Source organism: Rhizomicrobium sp., from assembly GCA_037200985.1.
Lineage (GTDB): Bacteria > Pseudomonadota > Alphaproteobacteria > Micropepsales > Micropepsaceae > Rhizomicrobium.
Map to the genome: position 1 here is coordinate 1,276,717 of JBBCGJ010000001.1, position 21,148 is coordinate 1,297,864.

Annotated in this window: 22 protein-coding genes; 15 read left to right on the top strand and 7 right to left on the bottom strand. The window is 67.7% G+C overall.

Annotation, left to right across the window (positions count from 1 at the left end; all coding sequences use genetic code 11):
- Positions 1-84: 84 nt before the first annotated feature.
- The 6 genes from WDN01_06140 to WDN01_06165 all read left to right on the top strand — a co-directional run bounded on the left by WDN01_06140 (position 85) and on the right by WDN01_06165 (position 5,754).
- Entirely contained in the window at positions 85-252 is a 168-nt protein-coding gene (locus tag WDN01_06140) for a hypothetical protein (GenBank protein MEJ0025592.1), read from the top strand.
- Positions 233-2,014, top strand: a complete 1,782-nt coding sequence (locus WDN01_06145) for a hypothetical protein (protein ID MEJ0025593.1) — start codon at positions 233-235, stop codon at positions 2,012-2,014. The genes WDN01_06140 and WDN01_06145 overlap by 20 nt, the downstream gene beginning before the upstream one ends.
- A complete protein-coding gene (locus WDN01_06150) occupies positions 2,011-2,940 on the top strand; it encodes a site-specific tyrosine recombinase XerD (protein MEJ0025594.1) in 930 nt (309 codons plus the stop codon). The genes WDN01_06145 and WDN01_06150 overlap by 4 nt, the downstream gene beginning before the upstream one ends.
- 173 nt (positions 2,941-3,113) lie before the next feature.
- Entirely contained in the window at positions 3,114-4,103 is a 990-nt protein-coding gene (locus tag WDN01_06155; protein ID MEJ0025595.1) for a CoA ester lyase, read from the top strand.
- 70 nt (positions 4,104-4,173) lie between these two features.
- Positions 4,174-4,629, top strand: coding sequence for a hypothetical protein (locus WDN01_06160; GenBank protein ID MEJ0025596.1), 456 nt, complete (start codon positions 4,174-4,176; stop codon positions 4,627-4,629).
- 165 nt (positions 4,630-4,794) lie between these two features.
- Positions 4,795-5,754: an acetyl-CoA carboxylase carboxyltransferase subunit alpha gene (locus WDN01_06165; protein MEJ0025597.1), complete on the top strand. Its 960-nt coding sequence runs from the start codon at positions 4,795-4,797 to the stop codon at positions 5,752-5,754.
- A 134-nt stretch (positions 5,755-5,888) separates the two neighbouring features.
- On the opposite strand, the gene WDN01_06170 is transcribed toward WDN01_06165, so the two are convergent.
- From WDN01_06170 to secA, 4 genes are all read right to left on the bottom strand, one after another.
- Positions 5,889-7,067: an epoxide hydrolase family protein gene (locus WDN01_06170; protein MEJ0025598.1), complete on the bottom strand. Its 1,179-nt coding sequence runs from the start codon at positions 7,065-7,067 to the stop codon at positions 5,889-5,891.
- Positions 7,068-7,133: 66 nt separating this feature from the next.
- Entirely contained in the window at positions 7,134-8,084 is a 951-nt protein-coding gene (locus tag WDN01_06175; protein MEJ0025599.1) for a CsgG/HfaB family protein, read from the bottom strand.
- Positions 8,085-8,227: 143 nt separating this feature from the next.
- Complete coding sequence (locus WDN01_06180; GenBank protein ID MEJ0025600.1) at positions 8,228-9,163, bottom strand: magnesium transporter CorA family protein; 936 nt, start codon at positions 9,161-9,163, stop codon at positions 8,228-8,230.
- Between the two features lie 126 nt (positions 9,164-9,289).
- On the bottom strand, positions 9,290-12,073 hold the full coding sequence (gene secA, locus WDN01_06185; protein MEJ0025601.1) for a preprotein translocase subunit SecA: 2,784 nt from the start codon (positions 12,071-12,073) through the stop codon (positions 9,290-9,292).
- A 144-nt stretch (positions 12,074-12,217) separates the two neighbouring features.
- Between secA and argJ the strand changes: the two genes are divergently transcribed.
- Together argJ and WDN01_06195 are read left to right on the top strand one after the other, a co-directional pair.
- Entirely contained in the window at positions 12,218-13,492 is a 1,275-nt protein-coding gene (argJ, locus tag WDN01_06190; GenBank protein MEJ0025602.1) for a bifunctional glutamate N-acetyltransferase/amino-acid acetyltransferase ArgJ, read from the top strand.
- Between the two features lies 1 nt (position 13,493).
- Positions 13,494-14,333, top strand: coding sequence for an alpha/beta hydrolase (locus WDN01_06195; protein ID MEJ0025603.1), 840 nt, complete (start codon positions 13,494-13,496; stop codon positions 14,331-14,333).
- A gap of 8 nt (positions 14,334-14,341) precedes the next feature.
- On the opposite strand, the gene WDN01_06200 is transcribed toward WDN01_06195, so the two are convergent.
- Positions 14,342-14,875 (bottom strand): inorganic diphosphatase, encoded by a 534-nt coding sequence (locus WDN01_06200; GenBank protein ID MEJ0025604.1) that lies wholly within the window; start codon positions 14,873-14,875, stop codon positions 14,342-14,344.
- A 170-nt stretch (positions 14,876-15,045) separates the two neighbouring features.
- On the opposite strand from WDN01_06200, the gene WDN01_06205 reads away from it, so the two are divergent.
- On the top strand, positions 15,046-15,459 hold the full coding sequence (locus WDN01_06205) for a (deoxy)nucleoside triphosphate pyrophosphohydrolase (protein ID MEJ0025605.1): 414 nt from the start codon (positions 15,046-15,048) through the stop codon (positions 15,457-15,459).
- On the top strand, positions 15,375-15,605 hold the full coding sequence (locus WDN01_06210; protein ID MEJ0025606.1) for a Flp family type IVb pilin: 231 nt from the start codon (positions 15,375-15,377) through the stop codon (positions 15,603-15,605). Before WDN01_06205 ends, WDN01_06210 begins: the two co-directional genes overlap by 85 nt.
- Here the strand turns inward: WDN01_06210 and WDN01_06215 are convergent.
- Positions 15,596-16,408 (bottom strand): methyltransferase domain-containing protein, encoded by an 813-nt coding sequence (locus WDN01_06215; protein ID MEJ0025607.1) that lies wholly within the window; start codon positions 16,406-16,408, stop codon positions 15,596-15,598. The genes WDN01_06210 and WDN01_06215 overlap by 10 nt on opposite strands.
- Positions 16,409-16,425: 17 nt before the next feature.
- On the opposite strand from WDN01_06215, the gene WDN01_06220 reads away from it, so the two are divergent.
- From WDN01_06220 to WDN01_06235, 4 genes are all read left to right on the top strand, one after another.
- On the top strand, positions 16,426-17,205 hold the full coding sequence (locus WDN01_06220; GenBank protein ID MEJ0025608.1) for a ComF family protein: 780 nt from the start codon (positions 16,426-16,428) through the stop codon (positions 17,203-17,205).
- Between the two features lie 33 nt (positions 17,206-17,238).
- Positions 17,239-17,496, top strand: coding sequence for a glutaredoxin 3 (gene grxC, locus WDN01_06225; GenBank protein ID MEJ0025609.1), 258 nt, complete (start codon positions 17,239-17,241; stop codon positions 17,494-17,496).
- 21 nt (positions 17,497-17,517) lie between these two features.
- Positions 17,518-18,339 carry a carbon-nitrogen hydrolase family protein gene (locus WDN01_06230; protein ID MEJ0025610.1) on the top strand — a complete coding sequence of 274 codons (822 nt, stop codon included), beginning with the start codon at positions 17,518-17,520 and terminating at the stop codon, positions 18,337-18,339.
- A 134-nt stretch (positions 18,340-18,473) separates the two neighbouring features.
- Positions 18,474-18,887 carry a DUF1178 family protein gene (locus tag WDN01_06235; protein ID MEJ0025611.1) on the top strand — a complete coding sequence of 138 codons (414 nt, stop codon included), beginning with the start codon at positions 18,474-18,476 and terminating at the stop codon, positions 18,885-18,887.
- 68 nt (positions 18,888-18,955) lie between these two features.
- On the opposite strand, the gene ubiG is transcribed toward WDN01_06235, so the two are convergent.
- Entirely contained in the window at positions 18,956-19,681 is a 726-nt protein-coding gene (ubiG, locus tag WDN01_06240; GenBank protein MEJ0025612.1) for a bifunctional 2-polyprenyl-6-hydroxyphenol methylase/3-demethylubiquinol 3-O-methyltransferase UbiG, read from the bottom strand.
- A gap of 198 nt (positions 19,682-19,879) precedes the next feature.
- Between ubiG and WDN01_06245 the strand changes: the two genes are divergently transcribed.
- Positions 19,880-21,127, top strand: a complete 1,248-nt coding sequence (locus WDN01_06245) for an aspartate kinase (GenBank protein ID MEJ0025613.1) — start codon at positions 19,880-19,882, stop codon at positions 21,125-21,127.
- Positions 21,128-21,148 lie beyond the last annotated feature (21 nt).

The window sequence follows — 21,148 nt, forward strand, 5'->3', positions numbered from 1 at the left end:
TCCGCTTACACGCCATTAGCGTTTCCTGCCAGCAGGTCTTGCCTAACCGCCTGCAATTCCGCCACAAACCTCCAGGAGTTTGTCATGCGCAACGCTTACAGGGAGCCGTCGGGTTGGGGTTTGCGGATTGCGATCGGCCTTGGCGTGCTGGTCTTGCTGGCCGCTGTCGGACTGGCGGTCTATGGCAGTCGGGTCGAACCCGTGCGGCATCCGGTCGAGCTGACCGTGCCGAATGACCAATTGCCGCGCTAGCCTCGTCTTCGCCGCCGTCCTGGCGCTGGCCGCAAGCGCCGCCGCCCAGGACCAGCCGCCGGCCGCGACCGGCGCGCCGACGCCGCTGGGCGGGCCGGCGACGACGACCGCCCCGCCGCCGGACGATCAGCCGCCCGCCGCCGACACCGCGCCAGTCGAATATAAGCCCGGCATCCTCGGCAATCCGGTGCAATCCACCGTCGTGCAGGGCGATCTCAGCGGCCCGGTCGACGGCCCGCCGGTCGGCACGCTGGACGAGTCGCAGGGCGGGCTCGGCCCGTCGATGTGGGTCAATTCCCCGCGCGAGGCGGTCGAGGACCTGCTCGGCCGCATTCCCTTCGTCAGCGCCGATCCCTTCGCGCGCGGCCTGTCGCGCCGCATCCTCCTGACGCCGTCGGAGGCGCCGGCCGGCTCGGCCAAGCGCGCCCTGGTCACGATCCGCGTCGAAAAGCTGCTGCAGGGCGGCGCCATCGAGGACGCCGGCACCATCGCCGCCGCGCTGCATCTCGACAACGACCCGGATTTCGCGCGCGTGCAGGCCGATGCCTTGCTCTATGCCGGCCGCGACAAGGATGTGTGCGGCGACCTGACCGCGACGCGGCAGACCTCACCCGACCCGTTCTGGCTGGAGCTGCGCATCTATTGCTTCGCGGCGGGCGGCGACACCGCCTCGGCGGAGCTGGCGCAGGCGGCGCTGGACGGACTCGGCGCCAAGGACCCCGCCTTCGACAGCCTCGCCGCCGACGTGCTGACCGGCGCGAAGCGGCCGGTCGTCGCCATCGACCATCCGACCGCGCTGCACATCTATCTCCTGCGCAAGGCGGGATTGCCCGTGACCAACGCCATCGCCGCCAGGCTCGGCACGGCGGCGAACGTCCTCGCCGCGCGCGATGCGCGGAACGCGCCCGCCGACCGCCTCGCCGCGGCCTCGCGCATCGCCGCAACCGGCGCGCTGTCCAACGCCGAACTGCTCGCGATCCTCAACGCGCAGGCCGTCGCCGCGAAGGACCTGGCGCAGGCGCAGGCGCTTGCCGCCAAGCTCACCTTCCTGCCGTCGCAGGGCCTGCTGCGCCGTGCCGCGCTCCTGGAATCGCGGCCGCCCGCCAGGCTCGACCTGCTGCTGGCCGCGCTGTCCGCCGGCGGCCATCCCGAAAGGCTGCCGCAGACCGCGGCGCTGCAGGGCGACGTCGCGCTGGCGATCAAGCCCGATGCGAGCGTGGCGCGGGGCCGGCCCGTCGTTCCGCACGCGCTGGTCCTGAACGGCAAATTCGACGCGGCGTCCGCCTGGTTCGCCGGCGCCGTCGACGGCGAGGACCTGCACGCCTTCCAGATCCTCGTCGACTTCGCCTCTCCCAGCGCGACGCACGACGCCGCCGCGCAGGCCGCCTATGCCTGGTTCGCGGCCAGCGCCGCGCCGCAGAAGAACCCGGACGCGCAGGCCGCGCTGGCGCTGGGCCTGGCCGACGTCCTCGGCCGCCCGATGCCGCCGGCGGCGCGGTCGCTGGCCGCCAATCTGGAAGCCATGCACTGGCCCGGAACGCGTCCGGACGGCGCCGAGATCCGCAAGCTGGAGGAGGCCGCTTCCCAGCCCGGCCGCAAGGGCGAAGTCGCGCTGCGCGTGCTCGACATCGTGGGCGTGGGCGGTCCCGGCGACCTGCCGGCCGACGTGACCATCGAATGCGTCCGCATGCTGGTCCAGGCGGGCCTGGCCGACGAGGCGCGGGCGCTGAGCGTCGAAGCGCTCGCCCTGCAGGCGCCATGAAGGACCTGATCGAGGCGTTCCTCGACATGATGGGCGCCGAGCGCGGCGCGAGCATCAACACCATCGCCGCCTATCGCCGCGACCTGCTCGATTTCGCCGCCCATTGCGCCGGGGAAGGCGCCAGCGCGCGCGACGCCAGCCGCGACGACATCAAGGCCTATCTCGCGCGCATGTCGAAGGCGGGCATCGCCGGCTCGACCCAGGCGCGGCGGCTGTCGGCGCTGCGCCAGTTCTTCGCCTTCCTCTATTCCGAAGTCATCCGCAAGGACGATCCGACCGACGCCATCGACGCGCCGCGCCGCGAGCGGCCGCTGCCCAAGGTGCTGTCGCGCGAAGATCTCGACGCGCTGATCGCCGCCGCGCGGACGCAATCGGAAACATCCGCGGAAGGCCTGCGGCTGCTCTGCGTCGTGGAGATGCTTTACGCCTCCGGCCTGCGCGTCTCGGAACTGGCGACGCTGCCGCTCGCCACCGTGCGCAGCCGCGACGGCTTTCTCCTGGTGAAGGGCAAGGGCGGCAAGGAGCGTCTGGCGCCGCTCAACGATCACGCCCGCGATGCGATCCGCTCCTATCTGACCGTGCGCGAGCAATTCCTCCCCGCCGGAATCCGCCGCGCCCATGCCGAGCGCTTCCTCTTCCCCTCGCGCTCCGCCGAAGGCCATCTGACCCGCCGCCGCCTGCATCAGATGCTGAAGGAATTGGCGCTGAAGGCGAATATCGACCCGGACAAGCTCTCGCCGCACGTCCTGCGCCACGCCTTCGCGACGCATCTGGTGGAGGGCGGCGCCGACCTGCGCAGCGTGCAGACCCTGCTCGGCCATTCCGACATCGCGACGACGGAGATCTACACGCATGTCGCCAAGGACCGTCTGACGCAGGTGATCGAACAGGCCCATCCCTTGTCGCGGCGGCACCGCAAAATATAGGTGTCATCGCCCGCGAGTTCGTAGCGACAGCGTGCGAACGGGCGACCCAGGTGACATCTTGTCGGTCTTGCAGCGCCTGCTCGGATCGCAGCATGATCCCAACGTCCATTGTTTTCCCAACTGGATGGCCCGCTTTTGCGGGCCATGACACCGGGAGGGGAGGGAGAGAGAACGTGTCCTTCACCACCATCGAACGCCTTGCGCCCGTGCGCATCTACCGCTCGAAGCTCTTCGTGCCGGGCTCCAAGACGAATTTCTTCGAAAAGGCCGCCGCCGGCGCCGCCGACTGCGTCTGCCTCGACCTCGAAGACGCCGTCGCCCCGGCCGACAAGGACAAGGCGCGCGACAACGTCGTGGCCGCGCTCAACGATGTCGACTGGAAGGGCAAGATCGTCACCGTTCGCATCAACGGCCTCGACACCGGCTGGTGCTATCGCGACGTGATCGCGCTGGTGGAGAAGGGCGGCGAGAACCTCGACGCCATCATGATCCCCAAGGTCGCCAATGCGAAAGACGTCTACGCCATCGACTGGCTGATCACGCAATGCGCGACGGCCGCCGGCCGCAGGAAGAAGATCGGCCTCGAGGTCATCATCGAATCCGTCCTCGGCCTGACCAACATCGACGAGATCGCCGCGTCCTCGAAGCGCATGGAGACGCTGCATTTCGGCGCCGCCGACTATGCCGCCTCCCAGGGCATGCGCACGACGAATATCGGCGGCGGCAACGCCGACTACGTCATGCTGACCGACAAGCATCCCGACGCCGCGCGCGCGCGCCACTGGAACGACCTGTGGCACTACCCGCTGTTCAAGCTGGTGCAGGCGGCGCGCGCCCACGGCCTCGTCGCCATCGACGGTCCATTCGGCGACTACCAGGATCCGGACGGCTTCCGCGCCCAGGCCAACCGCACCGCGATCCTCGGCTGCGAAGGCAAATGGGCGATCCATCCCAGCCAGGTCGAGCTTTGCAACGCGATCTTCACGCCGCCCGAAAAGGAAGTCGCCCGCGCCCAGGCGATCCTGGATTCGATGAAGGACGCCCACAGCACCGGTTCCGGCGCCGCCAGCCTGGGCGGCGTCCTGATCGACGCCGCCTCGATCCGCCAGGCCGAGGTGATCGTCAAGCAGATGGCGATGATCCGAGAAAAGAGCGGAAAGTAGCGGCTCCGCGCGCCCATTTTTAAGATGTCGCGCTCGCGATATACTCTCTACCGCATTGGGGGAGGGGCACATGCGGTATCTCATCGACGCCGTCGCGGCGGTCCTGTTCGTCGTCTCGACCGGTCTTCTCTTCAGCGAGGCGGTGCGGGCGCGGCGCGTCCTCTTCATCCTGGTCGGCGTCGTGACGCTGGCCTCGTCCTATGTGATCGCCAAGGATGTCCTGGACGCGACGGTCGGCCATCGGATGCATCACCGCCGCGCGACGGTTGCCGCGTCGACGGCCGCACCGGCGCCTGACACCGCCCTGAACGATTTCTCCGCGACCGACGCGCTGCTGGAGCAGATCTACGGCCTCACCGAAAGCGCCCTGAACCGGATCGTGCGCGCCGGCACGAAGCAGTCCACGGCGTCCGTCAGCAGCGACACGGTGGTCGACGTGATCGTCGGCCTGTCGCTCGCCGCGCTCGGCGTGCTGTCGCAGCTTTTCTCGTCGCTGTACCGCCGTCTGTTCGGCGCCGAGGCCTGACAACCTTTGCCCGTTCCCGGGCGTTACCAGGGTCAAGACGTCGGACCCTCTGGATTTGTGACCGCGATTGCGCATATCAGAGGGGCCGCCGGAACGGGAATCCCCGTTTTCCGGCTTTTTGCCCGCCGGGGGCTTCCTTTTCCGTCCGGACCTTAGCGAGTAGCCATGCACGCCTATCTGGATTTCGAACGCCCCATCGCCGAGCTGGAAGGCAAGATCGTCGAGCTCAGGAAGCTCGCCGAGGAAGACCCGGCGATGCAGATCGACGCCGAGGTCGGGCGCCTGCAGACCCGCGCCGACGGCCTGATCAAGGACACCTATGCCAAGCTCACCGCCTGGCAGAAGGTCCAGGTCGCGCGCCATCCCGGCCGGCCGCATTTCTCCGACTATGCGCGCGGCCTGTTCGACGAGTTCACGCCGCTCGCCGGCGACCGCTCCTTCGGCGACGACAACGCCATCGTCGCCGCGCTCGCCCGCTTCCGCGGCCGCGCTGTCGCGGTGCTCGGACACGAGAAGGGCAACGACACCAAGACCCGCCTCAAGCACAATTTCGGCATGGCGATGCCGGAGGGCTACCGCAAGGCCCAGCGCATCTTCGAACTGGCCGACCGTTTCGGCCTGCCGGTGATCAGCCTCGTCGACACCGCCGGCGCCTTCAACGGCGTCGCGGCGGAGGAGCGCGGCCAGTCCGAGGCCATCGCCCGCTCCACCCAGGCGGGCCTGGAGATCCGCGTGCCTTTCGTCACCGTCATCATCGGCGAGGGCGGCTCGGGCGGCGCGCTCGCCATCGCCACCGCCAACCGCGTCTTCATGCTGGAGCATTCGGTCTATTCGGTGATCTCGCCGGAGGGCTGCGCCTCGATCCTGTGGCGCAAGCAGGACAAGACCCAGGAGGCCGCGATCGCGATGCGCGTCACGGCGCAGGACTGCCTGAACCTGAAGGTGATCGACGCGATCATCCCCGAGCCGGTCGGCGGCGCGCACCGCGCGCCGGAGGAGGCGATCCTCAATGTCGGCGAACACATCGCCCGCGCCATCGCCGAGATGGACCGCGTCCCCGGCGAGCAACTGCGCAAGGAACGGCGCGAGAAGTACCTCGCGATGGGAAGAGATCTGCTGGTCTAATTTTCCTCCCCCGCTGTTGCGGGGGAGGTGGCACGCCGAAGCGCAGCGTAGGCGTGACGGAGGGGGGCCGCCCCGCACAGGCCCCCTCCGCCTCGCTGCGCTCGGCACCTCCCCCGCAACAGCGGGGGAGGAAATCAACCCAGCCCCCGCGCAAACGCCCGGATGCTGCCCACCAGATCGTCCGGCCGCTCCAGCGCGGCGAAGTGGCCGCCTTCTTCGAACTTGTCCCAGTGGACCAGATTGACCGCACGCTCGACCTGGCTCTTCGGCGGGAAGGGGATGATGTCGACGGGAAACACCGCGACGCCGGTCGGCTTCTCCAGCCGCGCGCCTTTCGGCAGCGGGTTCATGAACGCCTCCTCGGCGCGGCCGCGATACATCCAGGTCGAGGTGTTGAAGCTCCGCGTCACCAGATAGATCATGATGTTGGTGAGGAGCTGGTCCTTGGAATAGACGGTCTCGAAACCCTTGCGGATGTCGGACCAGCCGTGGAATTTCTCCACGATCCACGCCGCGGTGCCGACCGGCGAATCCATCATGCCGTAGGACAGGGTCTGCGGCTTGGTCGTCTGCTCGCGGAAATAGGCGCCCTCCATCTCGAAAAGCTGCGCCGCCTTGGCGGCATGCGCCTTCTCCTCCTCGGTCTCGGGCACGACGCCCGGCGAGAACCAGCCCATCATGTTCAGATGCGCCGCCCGGCAGCCCTTGCCCTCATAGGACAGGAAGGCCGAGATCGTGCTCCCCCAATCGCCGCCTTGCGCGATATAGCCGGGTAGGTTCAGCACCTCGGTCATCAGCGTGTCGAAAAGCTGCGCCGTGCGGCGCGGCCCGACCGGGCGGTTCGGCTTGCCCGACCAGCCGTAACCGGGCAGCGACGGCACCACGACGGTGAAGGCGTCGTGCACGCTGCCGCCATGCCGCTCGGGATGTGCCAGCTTGTCGATGACGTGGAGGAATTCGAACACCGAGCCCGGCCAGCCATGGCTGAGGATGATCGGCCTGGGCGCCGGCCCGCTCCCGGTCTCGCGATAGAAATGCAGGTCGATGCCGTCGACCGGCGCGACGAATTGCGGATAGGCGTTCAGCTCGGACTCCCAGCCGCGCCAGTCGTATCCGTCCGTCCAATAGGCGCAGAGTTCGCGCATGAAATCGAGATTGGCGCCATAGGCCCAGCTCGCCTCCACGCCCTCGTCGCGCGGCATCTCGTGCCATTCATAGGCCCGCACCTTGGCGCGGATGGCGTCGAGCGTCTTCTGCGGCACGTCGATCGTGAACGGCGTCATGGCGGCTTCCTCGAGATTGCGGACGCCCATGTTGATCCGCCGCGCGCGAAACAAAAAGGGGGCCGAAGCCCCCTTTCGTCCGCCGCGGCGGCCGCGCTATTTCGCCAGTTCGAACAGCAGCGACGACACCCAGCCCTTGTTGCCGAGCTCGTCCGACACTTCCCACCACACGCCGTCCTTGTCGCCGGTGGGATAGAGCATCATGCCGGACGAGAGCTTGCGCACCACGCCGCCCTTGCCGCCCGACTTTTTGTACATCGTGCCGGGCTTGGTCATGTTGACCGCCTGCGCCGCGTTGTCGGCCGAGGCGTTGGCGCTGACGCCGCCCAGCTCGTCCACCATCTTCGTATAGGCGTCGATATAGGCGAGGATGACGACCTGGCCGATCTCCGAATTGGTGTAGCTCGACACGCCCGCGCCGCCGAAACCGCTCCAGCCGCCCCAGCCGCCGGCGACCCCGAAGCCGACATCGGTCTTGTCGGAATGGCCCTCGGTCATCGCCACCTGTTCGGTCGAACGCACATCGGTGATCGTCAGCACCACGTCGGCGGTCTTCTTGGAGATGTTGATGCCGGAGAGGATCGCGCCGGCGCCGCCGCCGACGAAGCCGCCCAGGATGCCGCCGATATTGGTGCTGCCGGCGTCGGAATTCTTCGAGACCAGGTCGGGGATCAGCACATAGTCGGCCGCCTTGATCTGGCCCTTGCCGATATTGGAGCCGCGGCGCAGATCGCCGCCGCTGGCGAGCGCGCGTTCCTGTTCCGCCGCCTCCAGCCCCTTGCCGCGGTCGACCAGCGTGAAGCACTGCGACTTCATCACCAGCACCTTGATCACCGCCTCCGGCGAGGCCAGGCCCAGGCCCTCCCACCAGTGATTGTCCGGCTCGTGCACCGCCAGCGTGCCGATCTTGTGGCTGCAGGTCGGGATCTGCGCCTCCTTGCGGTCGCGCTTGTCGTTGATCGATTCGGCGTGCGCCACGGCCGGCGCGGCGAAGGCTGCCGCCAGGCCGGCGAGCAGCACGGTTCTTACCCCATGGGCGAAATGCATGATGTTCCTCGCTCGATAAATGTCGTTGGAAGGTTTGAAATGAAGTTGGCGCCCCCGTGCCAACATTAAGCGCGCTTCATGCCGCTGAAAAGGCCTGAGTCGCGTTGTGGATATATTACGGCGGCGTCACCGCCCTTAGGCGATCACCACCAGCCGCGCCATTTGAACCACGCGATGGGGATGATCGTGCTCACGACGATCATCAGCCAGCCCCATTCATAGCCGAAGGCCCAGTGATATTCCGGCTGGTTGACGAAATTCATGCCGTAGAGCCCGGCGACGAACACCGGCGGGATGCCGACCACCGAGGCGATCGTCAGCACCTTGAACATGTCGTTCTGCTCGTTGTTGATGAAGCCCAGCGTCGCGTCGAGCAGGAACTGCACCTTGTCGGTCAGGTGGGTCTCGAAATCGTTCAGCGACTGGATGTCGGCGCCGGCGGTCTTCAGGCGCAGCACGACGTCGTCGCCGATCCATTTTCCGCCGCGGTCGAGCACGAAGGGCAGGGCGCGCTGCAGGGTCAGGAGCGTCTCGCGATTCTCGGACAGCCGCTCGCCCATGTCGCCCAGATGGATCAGGGTCTCGCGCAGCATCGCATTGCTGCGCGAGACGTTGTGGCGCGAGCGCGGCGCGCGGTGGAAGACGTTGCGCGAGACCGCCCGCGTGTCGGTCTGGATGTGTTCGAACTTGTCGGCGGCATAGTCGACGATCGCCTCGGCGATCAGCGCGAAGATCTGCGCGCTCGTATAGGTCTCGCTGTCGTTGCTGACCTTCTCGCCGACCTTGTGGAAGGTGTGCAGCTCGTCGAACCGCACGGTGACGAGGATCCTGGGCGTCAGCACGAAGCCGATCGGCGCGGACACCGGATCGACGCCCGGATGATAGGGCGTGATCGGAAGGCTCATGGTCAGCGTGTCGCCCTCGGCCTGGAGCCGGCTCGACGTCTCGATCTCGTCCAGTTCCGCCCGCGTGGGGATGCGCAGATGGCACGCCTCGCAGGCCTCCGCGATCTCCTGCGGCGTCGGGTTGTGCAGGTCGACCCAGACGGCCGTGCCGTTTTCCTTGTAATCATGCCGCATCGCGGGAATCCTTTTGGCGCGAACGCGCCAAGGCGCCGCGCGGTTTCGGACTTATAGCAGCGGCAGGGAGGCTGGCGAGCCGCCTGGGGTCCGCCCGAGCGCCCAGGCGAGCGCGGCGACGACGCGCTAGACCAGCGCGCCGTGGCAATGCTTGAACTTGCGGCCCGACCCGCAGGGGCAGGGCGCGTTGCGCTGCACCTTGCCCCAGGTCCTGGGATCGTTGGGATCCACCGCGACGTCGCGGTCGCGCGGGATCGCGCGCGGGCCGCCGGCCGAAGGCGCCGGCGCCGCGAAATCGTCCTCGCCGGTCAACGGATCGATATGCGAGACGCGCATCGATTGCAGCGAGGGATCGACCAGCTGCGGGATCGGCTCGGACGCGACCTGGAAGTGCATCAGCTTGCGGATCACGCCGGTGCGCATCCGCCCGAGCAGGCTCTCGAACAGCGCGAAGGCCTCGCCCTTGTACTCGTTCAAGGGATCGCGCTGGCCGTAGCCGCGCAGCGCCACATACTGCCGCAGATGATCGAGCTGGATGATGTGCTCGCGCCAGTCGTGGTCCAGCGTCTCCAGAAGGATCGCCTTCTCGGCATAGCGGATCAGTTCGGGGCCGAAATTGGCGGCGCGCTCGGCCGCCTTCTTGTCGACCGCCGACATGATGCGCTCGCGCACTTCCTCGTCGGCGATGCCTTCTTCCTTCGTCCAGTCCACGATCGGCAGGTCGACGCCGAAGATGTCGAGCACTTCGTCGTGCAGCCCGGCGGCGTCCCACTGCTCGGCATAGGCGCGCTCGGGGATATGGCTGGAGACCAGATCGGCCACGACCTCGGCGCGGAATTCGGAGACCTGCTCGGTCACCTCGTCGGCCGACATGATCTCGCGGCGCTGCTCGAAGATCACCTTGCGCTGGTCGTTCAGCACGTTGTCGTATTTGAGGATGTTCTTGCGGATCTCGAAGTTGCGCGCCTCGACCTTCTGCTGCGCCTTTTCGAGCGCCTTGTTCACCCAGGGATGGGCGATCGCCTCGCCCTTCTCCAGGCCGAGACGGGTCAGGATCGCGTCCATCTGCTGCGATCCGAAGATGCGCATCAGGTCGTCCTGCAGGCTCAGGAAGAATTTCGAGGCGCCCGGATCGCCTTGGCGGCCCGACCGGCCGCGCAGCTGGTTGTCGATGCGCCGGCTCTCGTGCCGCTCGGTGCCGACGATGTAGAGGCCGCCGGCCTGGATGACCTTCTCCTTGTCGATCCTGATCTCGCTCTTGATCTCGTCGATGCGCCTGGCGCGCTCGTTCTCGTCGATCACGCCGCCGAGCTCGACCTTGACGCGCATTTCGAGATTGCCGCCGAGCTGGATGTCGGTGCCGCGGCCGGCCATGTTGGTCGCGATGGTCACCGCGCCCGAGACGCCCGCCTGAGCGACGATGGCGGCTTCCTGCTCGTGATAGCGCGCGTTCAGCACGTTGTGCACGATCTTGCGCTTCTTCATCAGCTCGGAAAGCTGCTCGGACTTCTCGATGGAGGTGGTGCCGACCAGGACCGGCTGGCCCTTCACGCGGCATTCCTCGACCAGCTTGATGATCGCCTCGTTCTTCTCCTCGGCGGTGCGGTAGACCTCGTCGTCGGCATCGATGCGCCTGACCGGCATGTTGGTCGGCACTTCCATGACGTCGAGATTGTAGATGTCCATGAACTCGGCGGCTTCGGTCATCGCCGTGCCGGTCATGCCCGCCAGCTTGTCGTAGAGGCGGAAATAATTCTGGAAGGTGATCGAGGCGAGGGTCACGTTCTCGGGCTGAACCTCGACATGCTCCTTGGCTTCGAGCGCCTGGTGCAGGCCTTCGGAGAAGCGCCGCCCTTCCATCATGCGGCCGGTGAACTCGTCGATGATGACGATCCGCCCGTCCTTGACGATGTAGTCGCGGTCCTTCTGGAAGATGGTGTGCGCCTTCAGCGCCTGGTTGACGTGATGGACGATCGAGATGTTCTCGATGTCGTAGAGATCGCCGCTCTCCAGGAGGCCCACGCCCTTCAGGAGCTCCACCATGTGCTCGTTGCCGGCGTCCGTCAGCGTGACGTTGCGCGACTTCTCGTCGAGCTCGTAGTCGCCCGGATCCTCCAGCACTTCCTTGCCGTCGCGGTTCTTGATCTTCTTGGTGCCGGGCTTGCGCAGCAGCGGGATCATCGCATCGACCCGCTTGTAGAGCTCGGTCAGGTCGTCCGTCGGGCCCGAGATGATCAGCGGCGTGCGCGCCTCGTCGATCAGGATCGAGTCCACCTCGTCGACGATCGCGAAGGAATGGCCGCGCTGCGCCATCGTCGCGATCGAGTACTTCATATTGTCGCGCAGATAGTCGAAGCCGAACTCGTTGTTGGTGCCGTAGGTGATGTCGGAATTGTAGGCGGTCTTGCGCTCCTCGTCGGTCAGGCCGTGCACGATGCAGCCGACGCTCATGCCGAGGAATTTGTAGACCTGGCCCATCCAGTCGGCGTCGCGGCTGGCGAGATAGTCGTTCACCGTCACGACATGAACGCCCTCGCCGGCGAGCGCGTTCAGATAGACCGCGAGGGTCGCGACCAGCGTCTTGCCCTCGCCGGTCTTCATCTCGGCGATGTTCCCGTAATGCAGGACCATGCCGCCCACGAGCTGCACGTCGTAGTGCCGCTGTCCGAGCGTGCGCTTGGCCGCCTCGCGGACCACCGCGAAGGCTTCCGGCAACAGGTCCTCCAGGGTCTCGCCCTTGGCGAGGCGTTCCTTGAAGGCGGGCGTCTGGGCGCGAAGCTGATCGTCCGACAGCGCGGCGAATTTGGGCTCCAGGGCGTTGATCTCGGCCACCCTTGCCTTATAGGGCCTGATCTTCCGCTCGTTGGAGGACCCGAAGAGGCGTTGCGCTATGTCGCTGAAACCCAGCATGAAAACCTCGTAAACCTGTCGGAAATGGCGGTCTTGGGGCGCAAGTCCGGCATGGCAGGAGCGGCGGAGACATAAGAACGGCTCACCCCCTTGTCAAATCAGGGGATTCCGGTCACATCCGCGCCCGATTTCCGAGGGCGGTCCATGGCGCAGGCAAAGACGGCGGCAAAGCCCGCCAAGGGCGCGGACCATGCCGTATCGCCGCTGGCGCCCAAGACCTATCCCAGCCTGCCGCCCCTGGCCGGCGTGCGCCTTTCCACCGGCGAGGCCGGGGTCCGCTACAAGGACCGCACCGACGTCCTCCTGGCGGTGTTTTCCGCCGGAACGCAGGCGGCGGGCGTCTTCACACGGTCCAAGACGGCCTCGGCGCCGGTGGACTGGTGCAAGACGAGCCTGGCCGGCGGCGCCGCGCGCGCCCTGGTGGTCAACAGCGGCAACGCCAACGCCTTCACCGGCAAGGCCGGCTATGACGGCGCCCGGCAAGTCGCGGAATCAGCCGCCGCCATCGTCGGCTGCAAGCCGGGCGAGGTCTTCCTGGCGTCAACGGGAGTCATCGGCGAGCCGCTGCCGGCCGGCCGCATCACGAAAATCCTCGGCACGCTGGCGGAGGAGGGCGCCGCCGGCGGCTGGCGCGCCGCCGCCGAGGCGATCATGACCACCGACACCTATCCCAAGCTCGCCACCGCATCGGCGACCATCGACGGCAAGCGGGTGACGATCAACGGCATCGCCAAGGGCTCGGGGATGATCGCGCCGGACATGGCGACGATGCTGTCCTTCGTCTTCACCGATGCCAAGCTGCCGGCGCCGGTGCTGCAGGAATTGCTGAGCGCGGGCGTGAAGCCCTCCTTCAACGCCATCACCGTCGACAGCGACACCTCCACCAGCGACACGCTGCTGCTGTTCGCCACCGGCAAGGGCGCCACCCATCCCGCGATCTCCAAGGCGAGCGACAAGCGCCTGAACGAATTCCGCCAGGCGCTGGACAAGGTGCTGCTCAATCTCGCGCTCCAGGTGGTGCGCGACGGCGAGGGCGCGCAGAAGCTGATCCGCATCGACGTGAGCGGGGCGGAGAGCGACGAATCCGCCAAGCGCATCGCGCTCTCCATCGCCAACTCGCCGCTGGTGAAGACCGCCATCGCCGGCGAGGACGCGAATTGGGGCCGCATCGTCATGGCGGTGGGCAAGGCCGGCGAGCCGGCCGATCGCGACAGGCTGAAGATCAGCTTCGGCGCCCAGGTCGTGGCGGAAGCGGGCGAACGCTCGCCCAAATACAACGAGGCCGCCGCCACCAGGGCGGTGAAGGGCCGCGAGGTCGAGATCGCGGTGGACATCGGCCTGGGCAAGGGCACCGCGCGCGTCTGGACCTGCGACCTCACCCACGGCTACATCGACATCAATGGCAGCTATCGAAGCTGAGATGACCACGCAGCGCGACATTCCCTTCGCCGATGCCGGCAACCGGCCGCTGACGCTCGACGTCTACCGCCCGGCGGGCACCGCAAACGGCGCGGCCGTTCTCATGCTGCATGGCGGCGCCTGGGCGCGCGGCAGCAAGGCCATGCTGGTCCCGCATGCGACGGCCTTGGCCGCGCAAGGCTTCGTCGTCCTCACGTCCGAATATCGCCTGACCGGCGAGGCGCGCTTTCCCGCCCAGATCCACGATGTGAAACGCGCGCTGCGCTGGAGCCGCGCGCGCGCCTCCGAACTCGGCTTCGATCCGGACAAGCTCTGCCTCGAAGGTCATTCCGCCGGCGGCCAGCTGGCGCTGCTCGCGGCCGGCAGCGGCGACGACCCCCGCCTCGATCCGCCGGAAGGCGCCGGCGGCGTGTCGGCCCGCGTGGCCGCCGTCGCCGCGATCTATCCGCCGGTCCTGTTCTATGTCGGCGACGAGCGCCCCTCGGGCGGCATCCCCGCCGCCGCGCTGCCCGGCGCGGAGATCTCGGCCGAGACGGCGGCGCTCGCCAGCCCGCTCGGCCATGTCGGTCCCGGCCTGCCGCCCGTCATGCTGCTGCACGGCGACGCCGACCGGATCGTTCCGGTAAGCACCTCGCTCGCCTATGCGGGGCGCGTGCGCGAAGCCGGCGGCAAGGTCGACCTGCACCTCTTCGCCGGCTTTCCGCACGGCTTTGCCAATCATCCGCGGATGGTGTCCGAGGTCATGGCGATGATCGGCGGCTTCTTTCGCCGCACCGTCGTCGAGCCGCAGGCCTATGTCTTCGGACGCTCGCGGTTCGAAGCCGCCGCCGGGCAGGGCTGACCGCGGCGTTACGCGGGCGCCCGGAATTTCGCCTCCGCCGCCTTCACCGCCGCCATGGCGGCACGCGCGCCGCGCCAGCCCTCGAAGGCGATCTCCTTGGCGGTGCCGGCGATCGCGGCCTGGAAGAAGCCTTCCAGCTCCTGCTTCATCGGCTTCGAGAGGGACAGCACGTCGCGCATGTTCCGCTGCCGCGGCGCCGCCATGGGCACGAACAGCACGCGGTCGTTGCGGAATTTCCGCCCCTCCTCGCGCTGGATCACCTCCAGCACGCCGACCGGCCGGCAGGGGATGACAACGCCGGGATAGCTCTCGCCGTCATGCAGCACCAGCGCATCGAGCGGATCGCCGTCCTCGGCGCAGCTCGACGGCACGAAGCCCCAGTCGAAGGGATACCGCAGGCCCAGCGTCAGCGGCCGCGACATGCGGAAGGCCTGAAGCTGCGGGTCGTATTTGAACTTGGTCCGCGCCCCGCGCGGGGTCTCGACCACCACATTGATGCCGCCCTCGGCGAAACGGGAGGGAAGATGGAGATAGTCGGTCATGCGGCAAGGCTCGCTCATTTTCCGCGAGCGGTACGCCGCGGGCCCGGTCCTCGACAAGGCGCCCGGCGCCGCGGCGCTCTCATGACGCAGTTGCGCCCGCGGAACTTGCGTTCGACCTCCCCAGACCCCACTGCTAATTGTTAATCGGCCGTTAGGAGGGTCTCGGCATCATGGCGGACACACGCGCCAGGCTTGTGCTCGTAGCGGCTTGCGCGCTGATCGATCCGGATGGCCGCGTGCTGATCGCGCAGCGCCCGCCGGGAAAGGCGATGGCGGGATTATGGGAGTTTCCGGGCGGGAAGATCGAGCCGGGCGAGCGTCCGGAAGAAACCGTGATCCGCGAACTGGGCGAGGAGCTCGGTATCGCGATCAAGGAACCCTGTCTGGCGCCCTTCGCCTTCGCCTCGCACGCCTATCCGGATTTCCACCTGCTGATGCCGCTCTATCTCTGCCGCCGCTGGGAGGGCACGCCGACGGCCCGCGAGCACAGCGCGCTGAAATGGGTCCGGCCGCGGGATCTGACACAGTATCCGATGCCGCCGGCGGACCTGCCGCTCGTCCCCATGCTGCGCGATCTGCTCTGAGCCACCTCGCGCGCGACGCCTCCGGCGCCACCGCGATCGAATACGCGATGATCGCGAGCATCGTCTCCATCGTGATCTTCGCCGCCGTCAGCAGCATCGGCACGAGCCTGACCGCCTTCTTCAACGCGCTGGCGGACTACGTCTGACGCTTCGGCGGCGCCTCGCCGGCCGGCAATTCCTTCGTTCCCAGCGCGCCCGCCAGCCGCGCCGTCGCGGTTCCCGGCTTCAGCGGCTTCTGCTGGCTCTCGTGCGGCGCCCAGCCGGTGAGGTAGACGATATCGAAGGTCGCGCGCAGCCTGCCGTCCGGATCGGAGAAGTGCCGCGCATAATGCGCCATCGCCGCCGCCAGCATCTCGCGCCGCATCGGTTTCCTGCTGCGCTCGACCAGCGCATTGGTCTGGCCCATGGCGCGCAGGTCGCGGACGAGCTGCGTGAAATCGCGATAGCGCACCACCGTGCGCTCGACATCGGCGACGGGAAGCGTGAAGCCGGCGCGCTGCAGCAGCCCGCCCAGATCGCGCACATCGGCGAACGGCGCGACCCGCGGACTGATGCCGCCTACGATCTCGATCTCCGCCGCCGCGAGCGACTGGCGCAGCTCGGTCAGCGTCTCGCCCCCGAACAGAGCCGCCAGGAACAGCCCGTCGGGTTTGAGGGCGCGGCGCGCCTGGACCAGCACGCCCGGCAGGTCGTTGACGGCATGCAGCGCCAGGATGCTGGTCACCAGATCGTAGGGCGCCCGATCCAGCCGGAGGTGCTCTTCGTCATCCATCGCCGCTTCGATGGCGACACGCCACATCCATTCGCGCTTTGGAACGGCAGAAAGCCGCTCGACGAGGTGATGGGCGGCTTCGTCGTGCAGGAATCGGTCGCCGCCGATCCGCGCGGCCCTGGCGTCATGGAGCCGGATGGCTTTGCGATCGAATATCCGCGGCGGTCCTTCGGTCATTGCGCTACACTAGCGCCATGAGCGGGGGATTGCAGGGCGGCCTCAAACGCGGCCTGATGAGAACGGGGCGGGCGGTGCTCGATCTCGTCTATCCGCCGCTCTGCATCGGCTGCCGCTCCCAGGTGGCGGAGCCCGGCGCACTCTGCGCCCCGTGCTGGCAAAAGGTGCGCTTCCTCGACGGCCCGATGTGTTCCGCCTGCGGCGCGCCGTTCGAGTTCGATCCCGGCGGCGACACGCTCTGCGCCGCCTGTCACGCCCATCCGCCGGCCTATGACCGCGCCCGCGCCGTCATGCGCTACGACGAAGCGAGCCGCGGCCCGATCCTCGCCCTCAAGCATGGCGACCGGCTGGACCTCACGCCCGCCTTCGCCCGCTGGCTCGACCGCGGCGGCCGCGCCTTCCTGGAAGAGGCCGACCTCCTGGTCCCGGTTCCCCTCCATCCCGGCCGGCTCTGGACCCGTCGCTACAACCAGTCCGCGGAGCTCGCCCGCGCCCTGGGCCGGCTCTCGGGCAAACCCTGCGACGTTCTGGCGCTCACGCGCAGCCGCGCCACCCCCAGCCAGGGCGCCATGCGGTCCGCCAAGGCGCGGCGGCGCAACATGCTGGGTGCGTTCAAGGTTTCGCCCCGCCACAAATCGGCCATCGCAGCGCGTAACGTTCTTTTGGTCGACGACGTATTGACCACCGGGGCCACGGTCGACGCCTGCGCGCGTGCGCTAAAGCGCGCAGGGGCCGCGAAAGTCCTGGTTTTGGCGCTCGCCCGCGTTGTCCGCCCCGCCGCTGGCGATATTATATAACTGTCACGGAAGGGTGCCTACGAGTCGCTCGCCATGTCCAAGATCAAGATCTACACGACCCCCATCTGTCCCTATTGCGTGCGTGCCAAGGCGCTCCTGAAGAAGAAGGGCGCCCCGTTCGAGGAGGTCGACGTCTTCATGGACGCCGACGCCCGCGCCGAAATGGAATCCAAGAGCGAAGGCCGCCGCTCCGTGCCGCAGATCTTCATCGGGGAAACCCATGTCGGCGGCTGCGACGACCTCTACGCGCTGGAAAGCCAGGGCAAGCTCGACCCGCTTCTGGCGGGATAGTTTCCGCGCTATCGTGACACGATGAGCATCTTCAAAGCCGCCTGCGTCCAGCTTCGCTCGTCCGACGACGTCGCGGAGAACATCCGCACGACCTCCGAATTCATCCGCGAAGCGAAGGGGCGGGGGGCGCAGTTCATCGCCACGCCCGAGAACACCACGCTCATGGCGCCCGATGGCGGCGCCAAGCTCGCGAGCTCCTATGACGAGGACCACGATCCCGCGCTGCCCGCCTTCCGCGCCCTGGCGGAAGAGCTCGGCATCTGGCTCCTGATCGGCTCGCTCGCCATCAAGGTCAGCGAGACCAAGACCGCCAACCGCGAATTCCTGATCGATCCCAAGGGCCGCATCGCGGCGCGCTACAGCAAGATCCATCTCTTCGACGTCGACCTGCCGTCGGGCGAGAAATACCGCGAGTCCAATACGGTCGCCGGTGGCGACGAAGCCGTCCTCGCCGACACGCCCTGGGGCAAGATCGGGCTGACGATCTGCTACGACATGCGCTTTCCGCAGCTTTACCGCGCGCTCGCCCAGAAGGGCGCCTTCCTGCTGACCGCCCCCTCCGCCTTCACCGAGACCACCGGCAAGGCCCATTGGCACATCCTGTTGCGCGCCCGCGCCATCGAGAACGGCGCCTTCGTGCTCGCGCCCGCCCAGGGCGGCACACACGCCAACGGCCGCAAGACCTATGGCCATTCGATCATTATCGCGCCCTGGGGCGAGGTCCTGGCCGAGGCCGGCACCGAGCCCGGCATCATCCTCGCCGACATCGATCCCGCCGCCGTGACGGCGGCGCGCGCCCGCGTGCCGAACCTGCAGCATGACCGCCCCTTCAAAGGCCCCTGACGCCCTGCGCGGCGCATGGTTAACGGCGGCGTCCTTGCCAGCGCCGCGGCGCAGGCGCTAAGCGTTGTGAATTGTCGAACCGGCCGGCGATTCCGTCGTGTAAGCTGGCACCGGGACTGGAAGAAGGCTCGGGCGTGATCGTTTACAATCTCCGCTGCAGGAATGCCCACGAGTTCGAGGGCTGGTTCCGCGATTCGTTGGCCTATGAGGACCAGGCGCGTGGCGGTTCGCTGACCTGCCCGGTCTGCGACTCCCGCAAGGTGGAGAAGGCGATCATGGCGCCGGCGGTCTCCGGCGCGAAGAAGCAGACCGTCACCGCCGAGGAAGCCGGCAGGATGCGCCAGTTCATGACGGGCCTGCGCAAATATGTGCAGCGGAACGCGGACTATGTCGGCCCCAACTTCGCCGAGGAAGCCCGCAAGATCCACTACGGCGAGGCCGACGAGCGCCACATCTACGGCGAGGCCTCGCTCGAGGAAGCCAAGGAATTGCTGGAGGAGGGCGTCGACGTCGCCCCGCTGCCGCCCGATCTCGACGGCGCGAACTGACCTCGCGACAGCGAGGTCATCCCGGCGAGCCGCGCCAAGCGCGGCGAGGGAAGGGGATCCAGGCGTTTCTACCGGCTCGCCACCACCATATAGTTCACGTCTATATCGTCCGACAGCCGCCAGTCCCAGGCGATCGGATCGAACGCCACGCCTTGCGTTTTCAACGGGTTGAGCCCGGCGCCTTCAAGCAATCTGCGAAGCTCTGCGGGCTCGACGAACCGGTTCCAGTCATGCGTGCCGGGCGGCAGCCAGCGCAGGATGTACTCGGCCCCGATCTTGGCCAGCGCCAGGGATTTGAGCGTCTTGTTCAGCGTCGCCACGATCGTCAGGCCTCCCGGATTCACAAGATGCGCGCAGGCCCTGAGATAGGCGCGCAGGTCGGCGACATGCTCGACCACTTCCATATTGAGGACGATGTCGAAGGTCAGCCCTTCCGCCTCCAGCGTCTCCGCGCTCGCGGCGCGGTAGGCGATGGGCAGGCCGGCGGCATGGGCTTTCGCCGTGCCGATGTTCTTCTCCGACGGATCGACGCCGGTCACCGCGAAGCCCAGCCGGCTCATGGGCTCGCACAGCAATCCGCCGCCGCAGCCGATATCGAGCAGGGTCAGGCCCTCGAACGGCCTCAACCCCGAACGGCCGAAATGCGCCGCGGCGGTATCGCGGATGAAGGCGAGCCGGACGGGATTGAATTTGTGCAGCGGCGCGAACTTGCCCGCCGGGTCCCACCACTCCGCCGCCATGGCCGAGAACTTGGCGACTTCGGCGGCGTCGATGGTGGTGTCGCTGCTGGTCATCCTTGCGATCGTAGCACTTCCTCCCCCGCTGTTGCGGGGGAGGTGGCGCGACGTAGCGAAGCGAAGGCGCGACGGAGGGGGCCCCCTCCGCCTCGCTCCGCTCGGCACCTCCCCCGCAAACACGGGGGAGGAAACCTTGCATTGAGCCCCAGCACTTCGCCGTCTATGTATCCCGGGCAACCAGCGAACTTTTGAACCATGGCGAAGATTGCGATGAAATTCGGCGGCACCTCGGTGGCCGACCTGGACCGCATCCGCCATGTCGCGACCCTGGTGAAGCGCGAGCGCGACCGCGGCAACCAGGTCGCCGTCGTGGTCTCTGCGATGGCGGGGGAGACCAACAAGCTCGTCGCCTGGGCCAACGACATCGCCAGGGCGCCCGGCGCCAACGCGCCCGCCATCCCCGACCCGCGCGAATACGACGTCATCGTCGCCACCGGCGAACAGGTGACGAGCGGCCTTCTCGCCGTCGCGCTGGGCGCCATCGGCGTGCCGGCGCGGTCCTGGATGGGGTGGCAGATTCCGCTGCGCACCTCCTCGGTCCATGGCTCCGCCCGGATCGAAGGCATGGACTCCGATCTGATGAACGAGAGTCTCGGCAAGGGCGAAGTCGCCGTCGTCGCGGGCTTCCAGGGCGTCGCGGGCCATGACCGCATCTCGACGCTGGGGCGCGGCGGCTCCGACACCTCGGCCGTCGCGGTCGCGGCGGGGCTGAAGGCCGACCGCTGCGACATCTACACCGACGTCGACGGCGTCTACACCACCGATCCGCGCATCGTTCCGAAGGCGCGCCGGCTGGAGAAGATTTCGTACGAGGAGATGCTCGAGATGGCGTCGCTGGGCTCCAAGGTCCTGCAGACCCGCTCGGTCGAGATCGCCATGCTTCACCGCGTGCCCACCCGCGTCCTGTCCACCTTCGATCCGGACAAGGGCGGCACGCTGCTTTGCGACGAGGAAGACATCGTGGAAAAGAAACCGGTCACCGGCATCGCCTATAGCCGCGACGAGGCGAAGATCACCCTGCACAAGATCCCGGACCGCCCCGGCATCGCCGCGGCGATCTTCGGGCCCTTGGCGGACAGCGGCGTGAACGTCGACATGATCGTCCAGAATGTGTCGGAAGACGGCAAGAAGACCGATCTCACCTTCACCGTCACGCGCGGCGAGCTCGCCCGCGCCCTGGCCTCGATCGAGAAGGCGGCCGAGCAGATCGGCTATCGGGAGATGACGCATGACGCCGACGTGGCGAAGGTCTCGATCATCGGCATCGGCATGCGCGCCCATCCCGGCGTGGCCCAGACCATGTTCCGCACCCTGTCGGAGAAGGGCATCAACATCCAGGTGATCTCGACCAGCGAGATCAAGGTCTCGGTGCTGATCGCCGAGGAATATGTCGAGCTCGCCGTGCGCGCGCTGCATTCGGCGTATGAACTGGACGTGGCGTAGATGAAAAGAGCCCCCCTCTTT

What these genes read in the sequence shown, in the direction of transcription:
- WDN01_06140 (MEJ0025592.1), top strand. Translation starts at nt 85, where the DNA reads ATGCGCAACGCTTACAGGGAGCCGTCGGGTTGGGGTTTGCGGATTGCG.
- WDN01_06145 (MEJ0025593.1), top strand. Translation starts at nt 233, where the DNA reads ATGACCAATTGCCGCGCTAGCCTCGTCTTCGCCGCCGTCCTGGCGCTG.
- WDN01_06150 (MEJ0025594.1), top strand. Translation starts at nt 2,011, where the DNA reads ATGAAGGACCTGATCGAGGCGTTCCTCGACATGATGGGCGCCGAGCGC.
- WDN01_06160 (MEJ0025596.1), top strand. Translation starts at nt 4,174, where the DNA reads ATGCGGTATCTCATCGACGCCGTCGCGGCGGTCCTGTTCGTCGTCTCG.
- WDN01_06165 (MEJ0025597.1), top strand. Translation starts at nt 4,795, where the DNA reads ATGCACGCCTATCTGGATTTCGAACGCCCCATCGCCGAGCTGGAAGGC.
- WDN01_06170 (MEJ0025598.1), bottom strand. Translation starts at nt 7,067, where the DNA reads ATGGGCGTCCGCAATCTCGAGGAAGCCGCCATGACGCCGTTCACGATC.
- WDN01_06175 (MEJ0025599.1), bottom strand. Translation starts at nt 8,084, where the DNA reads ATGCATTTCGCCCATGGGGTAAGAACCGTGCTGCTCGCCGGCCTGGCG.
- WDN01_06180 (MEJ0025600.1), bottom strand. Translation starts at nt 9,163, where the DNA reads ATGCGGCATGATTACAAGGAAAACGGCACGGCCGTCTGGGTCGACCTG.
- secA (MEJ0025601.1), bottom strand. Translation starts at nt 12,073, where the DNA reads ATGCTGGGTTTCAGCGACATAGCGCAACGCCTCTTCGGGTCCTCCAAC.
- argJ (MEJ0025602.1), top strand. Translation starts at nt 12,218, where the DNA reads ATGGCGCAGGCAAAGACGGCGGCAAAGCCCGCCAAGGGCGCGGACCAT.
- WDN01_06195 (MEJ0025603.1), top strand. Translation starts at nt 13,494, where the DNA reads ATGACCACGCAGCGCGACATTCCCTTCGCCGATGCCGGCAACCGGCCG.
- WDN01_06200 (MEJ0025604.1), bottom strand. Translation starts at nt 14,875, where the DNA reads ATGACCGACTATCTCCATCTTCCCTCCCGTTTCGCCGAGGGCGGCATC.
- WDN01_06205 (MEJ0025605.1), top strand. Translation starts at nt 15,046, where the DNA reads ATGGCGGACACACGCGCCAGGCTTGTGCTCGTAGCGGCTTGCGCGCTG.
- WDN01_06210 (MEJ0025606.1), top strand. Translation starts at nt 15,375, where the DNA reads ATGGGTCCGGCCGCGGGATCTGACACAGTATCCGATGCCGCCGGCGGA.
- WDN01_06215 (MEJ0025607.1), bottom strand. Translation starts at nt 16,408, where the DNA reads ATGACCGAAGGACCGCCGCGGATATTCGATCGCAAAGCCATCCGGCTC.
- WDN01_06220 (MEJ0025608.1), top strand. Translation starts at nt 16,426, where the DNA reads ATGAGCGGGGGATTGCAGGGCGGCCTCAAACGCGGCCTGATGAGAACG.
- grxC (MEJ0025609.1), top strand. Translation starts at nt 17,239, where the DNA reads ATGTCCAAGATCAAGATCTACACGACCCCCATCTGTCCCTATTGCGTG.
- WDN01_06230 (MEJ0025610.1), top strand. Translation starts at nt 17,518, where the DNA reads ATGAGCATCTTCAAAGCCGCCTGCGTCCAGCTTCGCTCGTCCGACGAC.
- ubiG (MEJ0025612.1), bottom strand. Translation starts at nt 19,681, where the DNA reads ATGACCAGCAGCGACACCACCATCGACGCCGCCGAAGTCGCCAAGTTC.
- WDN01_06245 (MEJ0025613.1), top strand. Translation starts at nt 19,880, where the DNA reads ATGGCGAAGATTGCGATGAAATTCGGCGGCACCTCGGTGGCCGACCTG.